The organism is Motilimonas thetidivivens, from assembly GCF_046452435.1.
GTDB lineage: Bacteria > Pseudomonadota > Gammaproteobacteria > Enterobacterales > CBDFNC01 > Motilimonas.
Map to the genome: position 1 here is coordinate 11,368 of NZ_JBKFDK010000009.1, position 17,994 is coordinate 29,361.

Here is a 17,994-nt window from a genome sequence, read left to right on the forward strand (position 1 = left end):
AACGCGATGAATTATTGGTACTTTGAACCCTTTATATCGACCATCTCTCAGCGCCAAGGTGAATTTAATTGCCAATGGCAGCTAAGCCCCGAGCAGCAGCATTATCTGCGCGATCACATCTTTTCTGGGCAATGTTTAGTGCCTGCCGCCATCAGCGCCGAGTTTATGAGCCAAGTGGCCATGATGGCATTAGCGCTTAAGCCGCAAGATAAGATCCAACTAACCCTAGTGGACTTTGCCATCCGTCGGCCTCTGGCATTTGCACCAAATGAAAGCTTAACCGTGTTTGCTCATGCGGTTATTGTCCCGCCAGCAGCCGATGCGAGGCTAAATAGCCAAACCATCGCGGTGAGATTAACCCGCCATTACTATGATGCGAATGGCAAATGCCTGCGCCAAGGGGTGCTTGTCGCTACGGCGAGCGTTAACATCAGCATGACTCAAACCGCCCCCCATCAGCTTGGCTATAGCGACGGTCTAGATCACAACTGGGATCATTACCGTTTTAGTCAAGCGCATTATTATCAACTATTTAACCCGACCCACGGGGCCTTGTTTCAGAGCTTAACCGGGCGCTTTGCCCTAAGCCCAGATAACTTAAGCTTGATCAGCGAGTTTAATTTACAAACCACGGAAGCCGCTTACGCCAACCCAAGTAAGCAGCAAACCTTCGCCTTTGCCTTAGGACCGCTGGCCTTAGACAGCGTGTTGCAAGCTTGCGTGCTTTGCTGCGTACAGATTGAAAGTCAGTTAAGCGAGCAATTTTTCAGTAAGTTACCCGTTGGCTTAAGCCAAGTGGTGGTGTTTACGCCTTGGCGTAAGAACGCCAATTACCGCACCTTAGTGCGCAGTTTAACCCTTGACGACACCACTCAAACACTGCGCGCTTGGGTATTCGATGAACAGCAGCAACTGGTGGCTTATATTGGCCAGATCAAATTACACCGTGCGCCCAATGAGCAACGCCAGGCCTGTCATCTTGAACAGCATTATCAGCAGTACAGGTGTGAACAAGCTCCGTTAGCTAAGGTATTGGAGGCGTTATGTTAGTTGATAGCAAAAGTGGCCAACTGACTCATTGGCTCAATAAAATGAAAAGCCAAATAAAAAACAAATTTAACCAGCAAAGTCAGGGCATTAAATATCCTTTGCTGAGCACAGAACAAGCTGGCAGCCAAGAGCAGATAGACTGCCATGATTATCCATTGCTAAATCACGCCAGCGTTCATTGGGACAAAAAGGGACTGTGCCGTTTTAAAATCAGCGTTAATCAAGCAAACAGTCCCTATTTTCGCCACCACAGCTTTCCATTAGGGGACTTAATGCCGGCCACGGTGATTTTGGAATACTTTGTCGAAGCCGCAACTTGGCTACAACATCGCGGCCAAGGTCCACTGTATTGGAGTCCGTTACAGGTTTATGAACTGAAACTAGAGCGTATTCTGCCCTTGCCAGAAGGAAGTGACGATATTCAAATAGAAATCGACATCGTTAGCCGGTTGCTTGGCCCTAAAGGCCACGAAGTGCAATTGCAATTGCAATCACCACGCTACAATAAGCAAGGCACATTATTAGGGATGAAGCGCCACGCCAGTGTCACCATCGCTTTTAATCCCTTGCTGGTTGCGAACAAAGGTGCGCCGCTGCTTTATGGCGAAGTTAAACATTATCAAACCAGACCAGCCGAGCTTTATGCTAAGGTGCTCACCACCCACGGGCCGCTACTGCAAAGTTTGACCGGCGAATTGGCTATCAATCAACAGCATAACCAGCTGTTGGCCAGCTATGATTGCCAGCAACTTGAGCGTGCTTGGTTAAATCCCGGCGGCCATCGGTTTTTATTGTCGCCATTGGGGCTGGACTCTTGCTTACAGCTGCTATGTTTTCTCGCCATTTTGCAAGATGGTCAACCCCGCTTACCGGTAGCGATAAGTAAATTATTACTCTATCGCCAGCATCCCGAGCAAGGCCGTTGCCGCGCGCTGATTGAGCTGACTAACCATACTCAGGGCCAGACTTGCGCCAGCATCAGTGTTTTTAACAGCAGCAATGAACGAATACTGGATATAGAGCAAGCCATTGCCCAAGGCCAGCAAGGTAATCACGTTGACATTAGCTTATTTAATCATTGGTTAAGTCAAAACTTGGTGTACAAGGAGGTGGCTGATGAGATTTAACTATTTGATTGATAACAGCCATGGCGTCACTCTGACCTTAGATTACCAATTAAGAGGCATGCTAACATCACCTCACTTGCTGGTGTTCTTTAACGGTTTATTCCACGGTGAATCATCTTGGGTCAAGCAACAGCGTTGTGGCCGCCTTAATGACAAGTTAATGTTGTTTATTGACTATCCTGGCTGCGGGCAAGCCAGCCTTGATTCTACTGCCGCCAGCTTTAGTTTTGACGATATTGCCCGTGCGCTGCAGGGGTTAATCGAGCACATCCAACAGCAGCGACACATTCAAACCAGCCACTTTATTGGTTATTCACTGGGTGGCATGTTAGCCAATCGCGTTGCTAGCTTGATGGCTACGCCGCCTGATTCATTAAGCTTTATCAACAGCGCTCCAAGCATAGGCCTTAAAGCCCATTGGTTAATTCACAATGTGTTACAGATGCTAAGCGCCAAGCTTGAGCCCGAAATCCTTTTTAGTCAGGTTTATCCTTGGTTTTTTAGTGAACAATACCTAAATAAAATCAAGGGAATGAGTGAGTATGTATTAAAAAGCTATGTTGACTACAATCACGACCTCACTGGCTTAGCACGGTTTTTAACGGCCTGTTTAACCCAGCGACATCCCCCTGAATTAAGCACGATCCCCAGTTTGATGATCAGCTGTGATGGCGACCCTTTATTTCCGCCTGAGGTGGTTAACCCTTGGCACCGCTACCCGCAACTTACGCCACAAACGCTTAACCTAAGCTCACATGTTGCCAATTTAGAGGCATCAACGCAGGTCAATCTCTGGTTGGGTGATTTTATCCACCAGCGCCAACACCAACACCAAAACAAGCACAACCACAGCAACCATGATAAGGAATGCCAACATGGCTAATGTTTTGCAAAGCTCTACAAAGCACAGCGCTGATTGTGCGCTGTATCTGTATCAAGGAGAACAATTACTTGAGCACTTTAGCTTGAGTGGCACAGGCGTGTTAAACGATGAACAACAAACCAACTTGACGCACTTGGCTCAGCGCTGTCAAACCGCCGGACTGCAATTGATTATGTTGTTTGATGCCAGCCATGCCTGCCAAGCCTTATTAGATCTGCAATTTACCTTATTGCAGCAAGTGTATCGTCCCTTAATGCGCAGCAAAGGCGCACAAGTATGGGTGGTATGGCATAACAGTACTGAAATGGTATGGCGTGAAGGGGCATTGGCGCTGTGCCAAGTTGCGGCAATGGAGTTAGCCGCTAAGCAGGTTACGGTTAATTTTTTATGTCAGCACGAGAGGCTGAGTTTGAGCCAATTAACCCCTTTACTCACTTGGCCCAGTGCCCACTATTGCACGGCTCAAGCACTGGTTTTGCCCCCGTATCCAGCCCCTGTTGCGACCACATCAGCCACGATTTAAGGAGATAACATGAGACAAGTATTGATTACCGGAGCCGGCCAAGGCATAGGCAAAGCCACGGCGATGGCCTTCGCCCAACAAGGCTATCATGTATTAATCAATGTACGCAGGCGCAGCGAAGCAAGTGACACTCTGCTTGGGGAAATTCAGCAACTTGGCGCTAGCGCCGAGCTAGCCGTGTTTGACATCAATATGAGCTCGCAGCGCAGCGAATTCTTATCCCGCTGTACACGCTTAGATGTGCTGATTAATAATGCGGGCGTGCTTAAAGATAATTTACTCGTTAACACGCCATTGAGTGATTGGCAGCAAATCATCTCCACTAATTTCCAAAGTGCTTGTGCGATGTTTGATCTATGTCGAGATCATTTACTGCAGGCCGAGCGCGGCTGCGTCATTAATCTTGCCAGTATTGCAGGCGTTAGGCCAAGGGCGGGACAAAATGCTTATAGCGTCAGTAAACGTATGCTGATCGCTTGGACCGAACAACTAGCCAAAGCGTATCCCACCCTAGGCTGCTACAGTATTTCACCGGGTCCCGTGGCGACGGAGATGATCAAGGCAAGCCCTTGGTATCAACACCCTAACGCGCAAAAGCGGATCCCGATGCGCCGCTTTTGCCAACCCGAGGAAATAGCCCAAGCCGCGTTGAGTTTAGCTGCGCAGCCACTATTGTGCTCGGGTTCGAATCTGGTGCTCGATGGCGGTTTCAGTCAAACCTTACAGGCAGGCTAACCCCATGAGCTTGCAAAATTTCAACGCCTGCGAAGTTGAGCTGCATTGGGTACGCCTAGGTCATGCGCCAATACCCTTGACTCAGGCTTGTCGCGAGCTGACGCTAACACAGCAACAGCAAGCCGCGCGTCTGCGCGGTTTAGCTCAGCTTAGGTATATAAAGCAGCGCCAAGTGTTGAATCGAGCTTTACGACAAAAATCGCATTTACCCATATTGGAATTTAGCACCACGGCAAATGGTAAGCCCGTGTTGCTTGGCTGTGATTTGCAGTTCAACTTGTCTCATTGCGGCGACTACCTTTTGCTCGCAATCACGTCAGGGGCACAGGTCGGTGTCGATCTGTGTCTGCACAAACACAGTCAAACCAAGATAGAACGCCTATGGCAAGGCTGTTTTGGCCAACCGGATATTAACCCCACCCGACGTGAATTTTATGCCCGTTGGGCGATGCTTGAAGCTTGGTTAAAGGCAACGGGACAAGGTTGGCACACCAGTCCACAAACAATCAATATGCTGCCTAAGCAATTTCCTTTGTCTCAACCAATTAAGCTGACACTAGGTTACGTCGGTCAAATTTTGCCACTACCGAATGAATATTCAGTAACAAAGAACCCTTTGCCACTCACTGCAGCCATTTGCTGCAGTCAAACTATTGACAAAATTAGCTATTACACTTATCAATTGGCATAACTGCCAACCAAAGTCACCTCCACGTTGGCTAAGATAAATCAATTAAGGCCATGTAATGAAATCCACCCCCCTCAGCTTTGCCCTTTTCCTTAGTTTGTGCTCCGGTGTATTAATGGGATTGGCCATGCCGGGTTATGAGCTAGATGGGATCGCCTTTGGCTGGCTAGCTTGGTTCGCCTTGGTCCCTGTATTTTACGTGGTGCACCACTGGTCACATATTAAAGCGTTTCGGCTATTCTTGCCTGCCACCATCACTTGGTCTTGTTTTGCCCATTCTTGGTTTATGGAATTATTTGGCACCGCCTTCGGCTTGCCTTTGATGATAGGGGCGGGATTTTTCTTTGCTCGAGTGATGCATTGGGGCATTTGGCTTAGTTTAAAAACCCCAGCAAAATGGCGAATTTTTGCCCTGCCGCTGTTTTGGTGCAGCATTGAATATCTGCGTTTCGTACTGCCCTACCTTGAAGACGTTTGGTTTGTGTTGGTTGCTAAAAGCCAGTGGCAACAGCTTAATGTGCTGCAATTACTCTCCGTCACGGGCTTTGTCGGAGTCAGCTTTTTAGTTTTACTCAGCAATACCGCCATCACCCAATTAATTATTAACAAACAAAGTAATAACTCGTTTAGTCGCAGTGCGATGGCCAGCTTAGGGTTTATTTGCTTGGTGTTTGCTTGGGGCCAATATCTGTTAATTAATCAAAACAACACTTCGGCCAAAGTGAACGTCGCGGCCACGGTTGATTTAACTAATCAAGATCCAAAAATCCAACAATTAGCGGATAAACCCATGGACGGAGAAGGCTATTGGGCCGATACCCAAGCCATGTCGCAAGCCATCTTTGATATCAATGCCCAGTTAAGTCGGCAGGTAAACTCGCCGGTGGATGTTATTGTCTGGCCTGAAAATGAAATGGCGAGTTTGGATAACCATACTATGGTGACGCAAGTTCAGGATCTGGCGAAAGCATTATCCAGTTACTTAGTAGTGGATTTAATTTGGCTTGAACAAGGTCAGCGCTTTGACACCGCCGTGATGTTTGATCCCCAAGGCAAGGAAATATTAAGAACCCCAAAAATAGCGATTACCTTTCGAGAAAAGCAATTTGGCTTTAGCGCAGGCACCGCGGCTCAAAGCAAGGTGGTTGAAACCCGTTTTGGCAAGGTAGGTTTGGGTATTTGTTATGATCGCCACCGCTTATGGATCAGCCGCCACCTAAAACAGCAAGGAGCAGAAATCATCTTGATGCCAGTGGATGACGACTTTAAAGCCAATCGTCAATTTCCACTGCTTCATGCCACCGACAGCGTGTTTCGCGCCATTGAAAACCGTGTTGCCTTTGGTTTAGGTACCACCAGCGGTGTGAGCATGGTGATCAGCCCATATGGGGAAGTTGTGGCATCGAGTGGCATTAATCAACGAGAAGTGATCCAAGGCGAGGTAACACTGAGCAGTGATACCCCGTTTTATAGTCGTTTTGGTGATGTCTTTGCTTGGCTGGTTTGCCTTATCACCCTAGGTTTGATTATGCGTGCTAGACGTAAATCAAATTAGTTCGCCGGCAAATCTTTTGGCTTACAGCTTTGCTCAATGCGTTTGGTCAAGCTTTGACGTTTAGCTTGCTGCTCTTTAAGGGCAGCGGTTTTTTCAGCATCACCATGGGCTTCAACTCGTGCTTGGTATTCTTGATACGCTAGGATAGTTTCGTAAAAGAACTCCTTATCGGACACCTTAGCGATTTGACCTTGAATACATTCACAATCTTGCTCCGTGGTTTGCCCTTTCTCTTGCGCATCTTGGCAGTTTTTAACAAAAAAGACGCGACCTTTGACGATATGGCCTTCTGCTAACGCCTTGTCAAACTGCGCTTGATTGGCCGACTCAGCATAAAACTCATCCATGGTTTGAGCATGTGCACTAAACAGGCCTAAAGAAAGATAAATGCTCGCACTAAGGCAAGCGGTAGAAAAAAATTGCTTAAGCATTAATAACATCCTATTGATTGAATTTCGGCCTTTTTACACGCCCCTATTGACCAAAGCGGCTGTGCTCGGCGGCTAGGTAGCGTAACTCAATTTGCCTTGAAGATCTTGCTAAGGCTTCATTTCTGTGGGGGAAGCGACCAAATTGACGTACTATGTCGTAGTGCTGCTGGGCAAAGCTAAGGTAACCTTGGGCTTGTTCTATTGCCTTAGGTGACTGCGCATCTTCTAACAAGCCTTGAAAAAGTGCGAGGCAATGCTCTTGCTCATTAATATCTTCTGCGTGCTCAAATGGCATATAGATAAACACGCGATAATCGAGCGGCAAACGCAGATCAACCCCTTGCGCGACCGCTTCTTTTGCCAGCGCTAATGCTTGCTTGTCATAAGCAAAAGCTTGCGCTGTACCGCGATATAAATTACGGCTAAATTGATCCAGCACGATAATACTCGCCAAGCGGCCTAAATCATGTCTTAACCAGTGTTCGAGCTCGCCATTGGCAAGTTGCTGATGGACAGCGGCAAATTGTTGTTTGATTTCAGCATCGACCTGCTCACCACCGGCAAACCATCGCTGCTGATGTTGCTCATCAGCCATGCCATCAGTTAACTCGCCAAACCAATAGGCAATAACCGTTTGATACTCTTGTTGCTGTGCCATGCACCTCTCCTAGTTTATGGTTTTGCCGACGGTTATATCGACAGTAGTACCGACGCACATGCTAGATGTTAAGTCACTGTAAAATATCCTAGCTGGACTTGCTTAATTGCCTATATACAGACGTTTTTTTACTGGTTAGTATTAAACTGCATTTAACATTATACGGAACTCATCATGCAAAAAAGCATTATCTGCGATATTGACGGCGTATTACTGCATAACAATACCTTGATCCCTGGAGCCGATACTTTTATTCACCGTATCATAGAGCAAGGTAATAAATTGGTTATTTTGACCAATTACCCAGCCATGACAGAAAATGATCTGCATAACCGTTTTAAATCCGCGGGACTCAATGTCCCCGCTGAATACTTCTATACCTCAGCCATGGCCACGGCTGCATTTATGGAGCGCCAAGAAGGCAACAAAGCATTTGTGATTGGCGAAGGTGCCCTCACCCACGAGCTGTATAAAGCAGGCTTTACCATTACCGACATTAACCCCGATTTTGTGATTGTGGGAGAAACCACCAGTTACAACTGGAGCATGATCCAAAAAGCGGCGCGATTTGTGGCCGATGGTGCTCGCTTTATTGCCACCAACCCAGATACCCATGGCCCCGGCATGAGTCCGGCTTGCGGCGCATTATGCGCGCCGATTGAGCGCATGACCGGACGCGAGCCTTTTTATGTTGGTAAGCCAAGTACTTGGATTATTCGCGCAGCCCTAAATAAAATTGGTGCACATTCTAAGGATACTTGTATTATCGGCGATAATTTACGCACCGATATTCTGATGGGCTTTCAAGCGGGTCTTGAGACCATTTTGGTATTGAGTGGCGTCAGCCAACTGGCAGATATTGACAAGGTGCCATTCAAACCCAACCACATTGTCAACTCAATTCAGGATATTGACTTTTTATAAACGGCACCGCTGGTGCTAACCTTTGTCTGTTGTAAATATAAGAATAAAGATACTTAAATGGAACCAACATTACTTGTTACGCTTATCGGCATCGCCTTTGCCACCGGTATGGCCATTAATGCCATCGGTTTACCACCCATGGTTGGCTTTTTATTAGCTGGCTTTGTGCTCAATGCTATCGGCTTTGAATCTACTCCGGGTTTGACCGCCATTGCCGACCTCGGGGTAACCTTACTGTTATTCTCAATTGGCTTGAAGCTCGACATTCGCACCCTCTTCAAAGGTGAAGTGTTCGGTGCAGCGACCTTGCATATCACCGGATCTGTGCTGTTTTTTGCCTTTGTTTTGTTCATTCTAAAAACGTTAGGCCTTTCCATTGTCGACAGCTTAGATAACACGGGTTTGTTTATCGTCGCTTTTGCCTTAAGTTTTTCCAGTACGGTGTTTGCCGTTAAAATTTTAGAAGAAAAGAGTGAAATGAACTCTTTGTATGGTCGTATCGCCATTGGTGTGTTGATCATGCAAGATATTTTTGCTGTTTTGTTTCTTACCTTCTCCACCGGCAAACTGCCCGAGTACTACGCCATCGCGTTAGTTTTACTGCCTTTGCTTCGCCCTGTGCTGTTTAAGGTGATGGACAAGGTGGGCCACGGTGAATTGCTTGTATTATATGGCTTTTTCTTAGCTCTTGTGGTTGGTGCTGGCTTGTTTGAGGCCGTTGGCATGAAAGCCGATTTGGGCGCGTTAATCGCCGGTATGCTGGTTGCAGCTCATCCGAGTGCGGGCGGCATGGCAAAGGCACTATTTAACTTAAAAGAGCTGTTTTTAGTGTGTTTCTTCTTAAATATTGGCCTCAACGATATGCCAAATGAAACGCATCTTATCATTGCTGCTATTTTGGTGCTGTTACTGCCAATTAAAACCATGCTGTACTTTTTCTGCTTTAACCTATTCAAGTTACGCGCTCGAACCTCGCTATTAGGTTCGTTCTCACTCGCTAATTACAGTGAATTTGGCTTAATCGTTGCTGCCCTTGCCGCAAGTAAAGGCTGGCTAAGTAATGATTGGTTGATTATTGCCGCCATTGCTCTGTCCATCAGTTTTGTTTTGTCTTCTCTGCTCAACAACAAGAGTGATGAGTTGTATCAAAAAATGTCAGCTCGTCTAAAGCGTTTTCAGCATCTTCGTTTACATGTAGAAGACAGACCCATTCGGGTGGGTGACGCGACTGTGTTGGTGATGGGGATGGGCCGAATTGGTACCGGTGCTTATGATGAATTAAAACAAGTTTTCGGAGATACCGTATTAGGGATTGATAACAGCCATGATAAAACCATTAAGCATCGTGAATTAGGCAGACGCGTTATCACAGGTGACGCAATGGACTCAGATTTTTGGAACAAGCTCGAACTGACCGATCAGATCAAGCTGATATTGCTCGCCATGCCAGATCATAACGGTAACCATTATGCAGCAATCCAGTTAAGAAATCGTAACTGTAGTATGAACATTGCCGCAATTGCACGCTTTGCTGAAGATATCGAAGAGCTAAAAGGTCTCGGTGTCGATGCAGTGTTTAATATGTATGATGAGGCCGGCGCCGGATTTGCACGCCATGTTTGCAATGAAATGCAAAGCATGACAACACCAATAGCGAGCCGATTTAATATTTAATCCTGTAATACTGCTCAATTATTGATGTAATTGGGCAGTGACTTTGTGTTGGTTTTTTGTTAAAACCAACGTCTAACTATAAAAGCGTAATGGAAACAGGTTGTAAATGGCGTCAGCCTTCCCCCTCTGCTCCATGTAACTTTAGATGCAAAAATTTAAAAATGAGCTAACTGCTCAAAGACTTATTTAAGAAGGGAAGTCTATGTGTTCGATCTTCGGTATTCTCGACATTAAAAGTGATGTCGCTACACTGCGTGAACAAGCTATTCAAATGTCAAAATTGCTGCGCCACAGAGGACCAGACTGGTCAGGCGTTTACAGCAGCGATAACGCAATTTTAGTTCACGAACGTCTTTCAATTGTTGACGTTAATACAGGGGCTCAGCCTTTATATAACCAAGACAACACACATATCCTTGCTGTTAACGGTGAAATCTACAACCATAAAGATTTAGCTGCCAAGCTAACCTGTGGTTACCAGTTTAAAACCAAATCCGATTGTGAAGTTATCTTAGGCCTTTACGAAGAGAAAGGTAACGCCTTCCTTGACGATCTAAATGGTATTTTCGCTTTTTGTCTATACGACGAAAACAAGAACAAATACCTGATTGGCCGTGACCATATCGGTATCATCCCGCTATATATGGGTTGGGATGTACACGGCAACTTCTATGTTGCCTCTGAAATGAAAGCCCTCACGCCTATCTGTAACAAGGTGCAAGAATTCCCACCGGGACATTACCTTGACAGCGAAGAAGGCAAGATCACCCGTTACTACAACCGTGACTGGATGACTTACGAAGGCGTTAAAGACAATGGCGGCAGCCCAGCTGAGATTGGTCAAGCTTTAGAAGATGCCGTGAAACGTCAGTTGATGTGTGACGTGCCATACGGTGTGCTACTTTCTGGTGGCTTAGACTCATCGGTTATTTCAGCTATCACTCAGCGCTTTGCTAAGCAACGTGTAGAAGATGATGATAAATCTGCTGCTTGGTGGCCACAGCTTCACTCATTCTCGGTTGGTCTAGAAGGCTCACCTGATTTAGCTGCCGCGCAAAAAGTAGCTGACTCTATTGGTACTATCCACCACCCTATTATCTTTACCGTACAAAACGGTATCGATGCGCTACGTGAAGTAATTTATCACCTTGAAACTTACGATGTGACCACTATTCGTGCCTCTACTCCAATGTACTTAATGGCGAGAAAAATCAAAGCCATGGGCATTAAGATGGTACTTTCTGGTGAAGGTGCAGATGAAATCTTTGGTGGTTACTTATACTTCCACAAAGCGCCAAATTCACAAGAGTTCCATGAAGAGCTAAACCGTAAACTAAGCAAGCTGCACATGTTTGACTGTTTACGTGCTAACAAGTCGATGGCGGCTTGGGGTATTGAAGCTCGCGTGCCTTTCCTAGACAAAGAGTTTATGGATGTGGCTATGCGTACTAACCCAGAGCTAAAAATGATCAAAGACGGTCGCATCGAGAAGAATATTCTACGTGAAGCATTCGATGGCAAGCTGATTGATGAAGTGCTATGGCGTCAAAAAGAACAATTCTCAGACGGTGTAGGTTACAACTGGATCGACAGCTTGAAAGAATTTATCAGCACGCAAGTGACGGATCAACAACTGGCCAGTGCTGAGTTTAGATTCCCAATCAACACGCCTGATACCAAAGAAGCTTACTACTACCGTTGTATCTTTGAAGAGCATTTCCCACTTGAGTCTGCGGCTAAATGTGTACCACATGGCAAGTCTGTTGCCTGTTCAACACCTGAAGCGTTATTGTGGGATGAGTCGTTCCAAAACAACGCGGATCCATCAGGCCGCGCTGCAGGTGTGCACAACGACGCTTACAAAAAATAAGCACTCAGTACAGCATTAAACCTTTAAAGCCTTAACCTGTGTTAAGGCTTTTTTATTGCGACAACAGCTGACTCTTCTTTATCTAACCTATTATTTTCATACATATAGTTGTTAATTCGGGTATTAGACTAAGTGCTAATGGCCTTCTATGTTGCCAGTGTTTAGGATAAACAAAAAAGGAGATTAGATTATGTGGCAGCAAATATTAACCGTCGCTGAGCCAGTGGCGCTACTGTTCGGCATTTGCTTCGTATTGATTGGTTGTATCAGTTACAGCAAACGCAAGTCAGATTACCTTGCAACCGTGAAAATTTTCTTTAATCGCGTCGATGACCTTACGGTAGGTGAATTTAAGTTTATTCGCTCTGGAGTGGTATTTTTATTTATTGCCATCATTGTGAGATTTATCAGCCTGACCTTCTTTGTCCAATAGGCTATGCAGCATTGCTAAGTACTTTAACGCTTATTTTCAACCTATGTTTGGGGCCGTTATTAGCTTGTTTTAATAACTAAAACTGAAATTTTTCATCACAGTTGTTAGACATTGTCATATACTATTGAGTAATTCCTTATCGCTAATATGGTCTATGAAAATACTGCTCGTTGACGACTCAAAAATTGAACAGATGGTGATCAGTTCATACCTAGATCCGCAAAAGCATCACGTGATTATCGCGTCATCGGGCGAAGAAGGGGTTGAATTATTTCACGCTCAACAACCCGATCTTATTTTGTTGGATGTGATGATGCCCGGAATTGATGGTTATGAGGTCGCAAAGCGCATACGCCAATCCAACGAGCCTTGGGTACCCATTATTTTTCTCTCTGGCAAAACCAGCTCAGAAGATCTCGCTGAAGGCATCGCGGCGGGGGGTGACGATTACTTAACCAAACCGGTAGACCCGCTTGTTTTAAGTGCAAAATTGCAAGCCATGGATCGCATCGCTAAGATGCGTGCACAGCTTATCGAGACCACTATTCAACTTGAACAAGCCAATCAAGAGTTAAAGCAATTAACATTGAGCGATGGTTTAACAGGCATTGCAAACCGACGCTACCTAGATCAATCTTTGCCCGCTGAGCTTAACCGCGCATTTCGCGAACAACTTCCCATTAGCGTGTTGCTAATCGATGTCGATCACTTTAAGAAATTTAATGACCATCATGGCCATTTAGAGGGGGATGATTGTCTGAAAAAAATCGCGCAACAGCTTAAATCTGCCTGCCGTCGCGGCTCAGATTTTGCGTGTCGTTACGGTGGCGAAGAGTTTTGTGTCCTCTTACCAAATACCGATATTACGGGAGCCACCGCAGTAGCCAGTAACATTCTTAACAGCATCGCATCGCTCAATATTATCCATCGCGGCATCGAGCCAGTCGGCCATGTCACCGTCAGCATCGGAGTTCACTCTCACCAAAGTTGCGAGCCAATCAAAGCCAACGATTTTCTGGCCGGTGCAGATGCTGCTTTATATCAAGCTAAACATGCGGGCCGCGCACAATACGCCATTTTTAAGCCCTAACACCCGCAACGTTCCAATTTCTATAAGCTCACAGACAGCTTAGCTTTTATGCTGCAGGATCAGCGGCTAACTTAAGCTTTTTGTCTGCTTTTTCAGAAGGCTTCTTTTTGACTGCTGGAGCGCCACCTTTTAACATCGTCATCACGTCGTCCTTGTTGGCAGCTAAAAACAGGCCTAACTCCTCCAGTTGGCTGTCATCTAAGCCCACAGGACCTGTCGCAAGAAAGTCAGAAAGCTGGTCTGCAACATCCAGCATTTTGTCGTATGCATCCGCTTCTTTCTTGCTCGTAAAGGTCATCTTTTCTTCACCATTTCTTTCAACTATGTATTTAATGACTACGGCCACAGGTTTTCTCCGATAACTGTTTTTATATACAGTACCATTTCTTTTATCGGCCGCCAACATAAAATTCGTGTTGTTGTCACACTTTAGATATACTTCTAATAAAAGCTTGATTAATAATAATTATGACAAAATCTTCGTCACAACTTAACGCATGTAGCCACTGTGATCTCTTGATCGCCCCATATCAGCCACCAAGCCCCAAAGATATCAAACACAGTGCCAAATGCCCCCGTTGCGGCAGTCACCTATACCATAAAGCCCAATGCCAGCCCGCCACTATCTTAGCGCTTTCTCTGACCGCTTTAATATTATTAATCCCTGCTAATACTTATCCTTTATTATCAATGACGCTGATTGGTACAACCGAAAAAGTCAGCTTGATCCAAGCAACCCTCAAGCTCTATATTGAGGGAAATATTTTTATCGCTTTGCTTATTTTCCTGTGCTCCTCTTTGGCACCCGCAATGATGTTAATTTCTCTCTGTTTTGCCAGCTATCTATCCATATTCCATGCGCAATCCCCAAAGCTCAAACAATTCTTAAAATGGATAGACCACCTTTCTCACTGGTCCATGCTAGAAGTCTATTTAGTTTCTTTTTTAGTTGCATTAATCAAGTTGGTGGATATCGCTGATATTGAATTGGGTATTGGCCTACTCTGCTTTAGTTTATTGATGGTCACCAATAGCTTGATTTTAACCTTATTTGATCCAAGCGATTATTGGGATAAAGTAAAAGTCAATGGAATCAGCTAAACAAAATGGCTTAGCCCGCTGCCACGAGTGCGGTCTAGTTTGCCACTATCAACCACATACTCTCTGTCCACGCTGCGATGCCAAATTGCATATGAGACAGCCCTATAGCATCCAAAAAACGTGGGCTTACTTAATCACGGCCTGTATATTTTTAATTCCAGCTAACTTTATGCCGATCACTCTATTAGTTAGCCAAGGAAAAGCCACACCTGATACCATCATGTCAGGGGTCTATGCGCTTATAGAAGAAGGCAGTACAGGCATTGCCATCATTGTTTTTGTTGCTTCTATCTTAGTGCCATTGGCCAAGATCATCGGCATTATGCTGATCTTAATTTCGATTCATTTTAAGCTTAAGATCAACCATAAACTGCGTTTACTGATGTTTAAGTTTATTGACTGGATCGGCCGTTGGTCGATGCTAGATTTATTTGTTATCTCAATCATGGTTGCGGTCATTGATAAAGGTCAGCTGTTGGTCGTTATTCCCGGACCTGCTGCAACTGCATTTGCTTTGGTGGTACTATTAACCTTAATGGCTGCAAAAAGTTTTGACACTCGATTGATGTGGGACATGGAAGAAGATAATGACTGGACAAATTGAGCCGGCTACACCTGTAATAATTGATAAACAACGCTTGTCAGCCATTTGGTTTTTGCCATTGCTCGCGCTGTTTTTAGGGGCCTGGTTGTTATTTCAACATCTCAACAATAGCGCTAGCGAGATTAGAATTCATTTTGATAATGCCAACAGCATCCTAGTTGGAAAAACACGCATTAAATATCAGGGCGTTGATATAGGCAAGGTAACCGCGATCAAGTTAGATGAAGACATTTCAGGTGTCTACGTGGTTGCCGAAATTGAAAAACAAGCTGCGCATATGCTTAAAAGTGATACGCAATTTTGGTTGGTTAAAGCAAAAGCCTCTTTAACTAGCGGTGTATCCGGTTTAGATACCTTATTTTCCGGTAGCTATATTAATATGCGTCCGGGGGTTGGTGTCCCAGCCACCGATTTCATTGCAAGTGAAGAGCAACCGTTAACCCAACCTGAGCGCGGCTTAATTGTTAAACTGTTAGCCGAAGACATGGGCAGTGTGTCAATTGGCTCTCCAGTCTATTATAAAAAAATACAAGTGGGTGAGGTCTATAACTTTAGGCTAGTGCGTGACGCCCAGGAAGTAGAAATTCAAATTAATATCCAATCAAAATATGCCAACTTGGTGAAACAAAATTCACGGTTTTGGAATGTCAGTGGTATCAATGCTGAATTTTCATTTTCTGGACTCAAGGTTCATACCGAAAGTTTAGCCTCGATTATATCTGGTGCTATTTCCTTCGATTCCCCAGCTGACGGCAATAAAGCGCCTTCAAACTTTTTATTTAAACTCTATAACGACGTCGCAGCAGCCGATCGCGGAGCAAAGGTGTTACTCAAGCTAGAAAATATTTCTGGTATTAACATCGGCACCCCTATTATATATCGCGGCTTTAAAGCAGGAAAAATAACCTATATCGATTTTGATAATGACAGTAATTTATTTCAAGCCCATGCTGTTATCGAACCCATGTTTAAAAATCAGCTCAGCAGTAACAGTCGGTTTTGGCTTGAACGAGCGCAAATTGGCTTAGGCGGAATTAAAAACCTCGGCAATTTAATCAAAGGTGATTACATAGGTTTTCAGCCCGAAGTGGGCGAGCCAATGCGAACATTTGTCGTTGCGGATGGCGATATAACCGACAATAACAGCTTAGCTTTATCCATCGTTGCAGACGATGCCAGCGGCGTGAATGCAGGCGATCCGGTGTATTTTCGCCGCTTGGTCGCGGGTAAGGTTAAGTCCATTAAGCTAAACCAACGCGCCGATGGAGTTGAAATAAACGTATTAATCAATCCACAGTTTAAACATTTGGTGGGAGCGAATAGTCGTTTTTATCAATCCAGTGGCATTTCTGTCAAAGCGTCTTTAGAAGGGTTACAAGTTAATGCCGATCCTATATCCAGTTTTATATCTGGTGGCATTAGTTTCTATAACCCGAACAATAAGGTCAGCGGAAAATTTCTTGAACAGTACCGACTTTACCCTGATAAATCTCTGGCTGAACTAGGCCAAGCGGCCTTTGCAACACCGCTCAACATAAGATTACTCAGCGATAATATGACTTCGGTAACCTTGGGCTCGCCCGTTTACTTTCGTAAGTTACCCGTGGGTAAGGTCACTCATTATGATCTCACACGTACTGGCAAAATCATGATCGAGCTGTCTATTTTTGGTCAATATCGTCACTTGATTAAGCCCAACAGCTTATTTTGGGATGTCAGTGGCTTAGATATTAAAGCAGGCCTAAGCGGTGTCGAAGTCAATGCCGATTCACTGTTGGCCATTGCCGCTGGCGGTATTGCGTTTGACAATATTGCGAACAAAACGACCAAAGCCGGCGACTATTATCCCCTATTCGATTCCTTTCAATCCGCTACCGAAGTAAAACATACCTTAGAGCTCAGCTTGGCACGTGCCGATGGTCTCAAACCTAACACTGAAGTGAAGTATAAAGGACTCACCATAGGTGAAATCACAGACCTAGCATTGGATCAACGCAATGACAACGTTACCGCAACCGTGGCATTAAAAGCGCAATTTGCCGATCGCTTTTTGCGCCAAGGCAGTGAGTTTTGGCTCGTTAATGCTAAGGTTTCCTTACAAGGTGCAGAGCACCTAGATACGGTTTTCACTGGCCCCTTTATTGAAGCTGTTCCAGGTTCGGGGAAAAAACAAACGCGCTTTAGCGTGAGCAAATCAGCCCCAATCGTCGAGCGAAATGAAGCGGGTCTTGCGCTGGTTCTCATTGCGCCTCGCGCCGGCTCATTAACCCTGGGTAGCCCAGTCTATTTTAGGCAAGTCCAAGTCGGTAAGGTAACCGACTTTAATATTACCTACAGCGGGGATTCGGTTGAAGTTCATATCAATATTGAACCGAAATACCAGCACTTAGTCCGCAGAAATACGGTATTTTGGCAAGCCTCAGGCTTTAACATGGACATAGGCATTACTGGCGCGAGTTTAAAAGCTGAATCCTTAGAGGCCATTCTCAGTGGCGGCATATCCTTTGCAACGCCAAACGGTAAAGTTCAAGCCAAAGCAAAAGCTGGACAAACGTTTAAACTGGAGCAAGATTTCGATGATAAGTGGCTAACATGGCAGCCTAAACTTCCGCGCTAATCATGGTATTATGTCGCCTCAAGTAATAAGG

The 17,994-nt window shown here is 45.2% G+C and carries 18 protein-coding genes; 15 read left to right on the top strand and 3 right to left on the bottom strand.

Annotated features, from left to right (window positions below):
- Window positions 1–6 precede the first annotated feature (6 nt).
- The 7 genes from ACK8OT_RS08620 to ACK8OT_RS08650 are packed head-to-tail and all read left to right on the top strand — an operon-like array spanning window position 7 to window position 6,561.
- Complete coding sequence (locus ACK8OT_RS08620) at window positions 7–1,050, top strand: polyketide synthase dehydratase domain-containing protein (protein WP_410196100.1); 1,044 nt, start codon at window positions 7–9, stop codon at window positions 1,048–1,050.
- Window positions 1,044–2,177: a polyketide synthase dehydratase domain-containing protein gene (locus ACK8OT_RS08625; protein WP_410196101.1), complete on the top strand. Its 1,134-nt coding sequence runs from the start codon at window positions 1,044–1,046 to the stop codon at window positions 2,175–2,177. The genes ACK8OT_RS08620 and ACK8OT_RS08625 overlap by 7 nt, the downstream gene beginning before the upstream one ends.
- Entirely contained in the window at window positions 2,167–3,060 is an 894-nt protein-coding gene (locus ACK8OT_RS08630; RefSeq protein ID WP_410196102.1) for an alpha/beta fold hydrolase, read from the top strand. The genes ACK8OT_RS08625 and ACK8OT_RS08630 overlap by 11 nt, the downstream gene beginning before the upstream one ends.
- Window positions 3,053–3,583, top strand: coding sequence for a hypothetical protein (locus ACK8OT_RS08635; RefSeq protein WP_410196103.1), 531 nt, complete (start codon window positions 3,053–3,055; stop codon window positions 3,581–3,583). Before ACK8OT_RS08630 ends, ACK8OT_RS08635 begins: the two co-directional genes overlap by 8 nt.
- A 9-nt stretch (window positions 3,584–3,592) precedes the next feature.
- Complete coding sequence (locus ACK8OT_RS08640; protein WP_410196104.1) at window positions 3,593–4,318, top strand: SDR family NAD(P)-dependent oxidoreductase; 726 nt, start codon at window positions 3,593–3,595, stop codon at window positions 4,316–4,318.
- A 4-nt stretch (window positions 4,319–4,322) separates the two neighbouring features.
- Window positions 4,323–5,009: a 4'-phosphopantetheinyl transferase family protein gene (locus ACK8OT_RS08645; RefSeq protein ID WP_410196105.1), complete on the top strand. Its 687-nt coding sequence runs from the start codon at window positions 4,323–4,325 to the stop codon at window positions 5,007–5,009.
- Window positions 5,010–5,064: 55 nt separating this feature from the next.
- Complete coding sequence (locus tag ACK8OT_RS08650) at window positions 5,065–6,561, top strand: nitrilase-related carbon-nitrogen hydrolase (RefSeq protein ID WP_410196106.1); 1,497 nt, start codon at window positions 5,065–5,067, stop codon at window positions 6,559–6,561.
- Here the strand turns inward: ACK8OT_RS08650 and ACK8OT_RS08655 are convergent.
- Both ACK8OT_RS08655 and ACK8OT_RS08660 read right to left on the bottom strand, forming a co-directional pair.
- Window positions 6,558–6,992: a hypothetical protein gene (locus ACK8OT_RS08655; RefSeq protein ID WP_410196107.1), complete on the bottom strand. Its 435-nt coding sequence runs from the start codon at window positions 6,990–6,992 to the stop codon at window positions 6,558–6,560. The genes ACK8OT_RS08650 and ACK8OT_RS08655 overlap by 4 nt on opposite strands.
- A gap of 43 nt (window positions 6,993–7,035) precedes the next feature.
- On the bottom strand, window positions 7,036–7,650 hold the full coding sequence (locus ACK8OT_RS08660) for a DUF924 family protein (RefSeq protein WP_410196108.1): 615 nt from the start codon (window positions 7,648–7,650) through the stop codon (window positions 7,036–7,038).
- Between the two features lie 174 nt (window positions 7,651–7,824).
- Between ACK8OT_RS08660 and ACK8OT_RS08665 the strand changes: the two genes are divergently transcribed.
- The 5 genes from ACK8OT_RS08665 to ACK8OT_RS08685 all read left to right on the top strand — a co-directional run bounded on the left by ACK8OT_RS08665 (window position 7,825) and on the right by ACK8OT_RS08685 (window position 13,641).
- Complete coding sequence (locus ACK8OT_RS08665) at window positions 7,825–8,574, top strand: HAD-IIA family hydrolase (protein ID WP_410196109.1); 750 nt, start codon at window positions 7,825–7,827, stop codon at window positions 8,572–8,574.
- 57 nt (window positions 8,575–8,631) lie between these two features.
- Entirely contained in the window at window positions 8,632–10,248 is a 1,617-nt protein-coding gene (locus tag ACK8OT_RS08670; protein ID WP_410196110.1) for a cation:proton antiporter domain-containing protein, read from the top strand.
- Between the two features lie 202 nt (window positions 10,249–10,450).
- Window positions 10,451–12,118 carry an asparagine synthase B gene (gene asnB, locus ACK8OT_RS08675; protein WP_410196111.1) on the top strand — a complete coding sequence of 556 codons (1,668 nt, stop codon included), beginning with the start codon at window positions 10,451–10,453 and terminating at the stop codon, window positions 12,116–12,118.
- Window positions 12,119–12,308: 190 nt separating this feature from the next.
- The gene (locus ACK8OT_RS08680) at window positions 12,309–12,551 is read left to right on the top strand and encodes a hypothetical protein (protein WP_410196112.1); all 243 of its coding nucleotides are present in this window, start codon (window positions 12,309–12,311) and stop codon (window positions 12,549–12,551) included.
- A 154-nt stretch (window positions 12,552–12,705) separates the two neighbouring features.
- Entirely contained in the window at window positions 12,706–13,641 is a 936-nt protein-coding gene (locus tag ACK8OT_RS08685) for a GGDEF domain-containing response regulator (protein WP_410196113.1), read from the top strand.
- A 46-nt stretch (window positions 13,642–13,687) separates the two neighbouring features.
- On the opposite strand, the gene ACK8OT_RS08690 is transcribed toward ACK8OT_RS08685, so the two are convergent.
- Entirely contained in the window at window positions 13,688–13,987 is a 300-nt protein-coding gene (locus ACK8OT_RS08690; protein ID WP_410196114.1) for a YebG family protein, read from the bottom strand.
- 122 nt (window positions 13,988–14,109) lie between these two features.
- Between ACK8OT_RS08690 and ACK8OT_RS08695 the strand changes: the two genes are divergently transcribed.
- From ACK8OT_RS08695 to ACK8OT_RS08705, 3 genes are all read left to right on the top strand, one after another.
- Window positions 14,110–14,742, top strand: a complete 633-nt coding sequence (locus tag ACK8OT_RS08695; protein WP_410196115.1) for a paraquat-inducible protein A — start codon at window positions 14,110–14,112, stop codon at window positions 14,740–14,742.
- A 91-nt stretch (window positions 14,743–14,833) separates the two neighbouring features.
- Entirely contained in the window at window positions 14,834–15,346 is a 513-nt protein-coding gene (locus ACK8OT_RS08700) for a paraquat-inducible protein A (RefSeq protein WP_410196221.1), read from the top strand.
- Entirely contained in the window at window positions 15,330–17,963 is a 2,634-nt protein-coding gene (locus ACK8OT_RS08705; RefSeq protein ID WP_410196116.1) for a PqiB family protein, read from the top strand. The genes ACK8OT_RS08700 and ACK8OT_RS08705 overlap by 17 nt, the downstream gene beginning before the upstream one ends.
- Window positions 17,964–17,994: the final 31 nt, after the last annotated feature.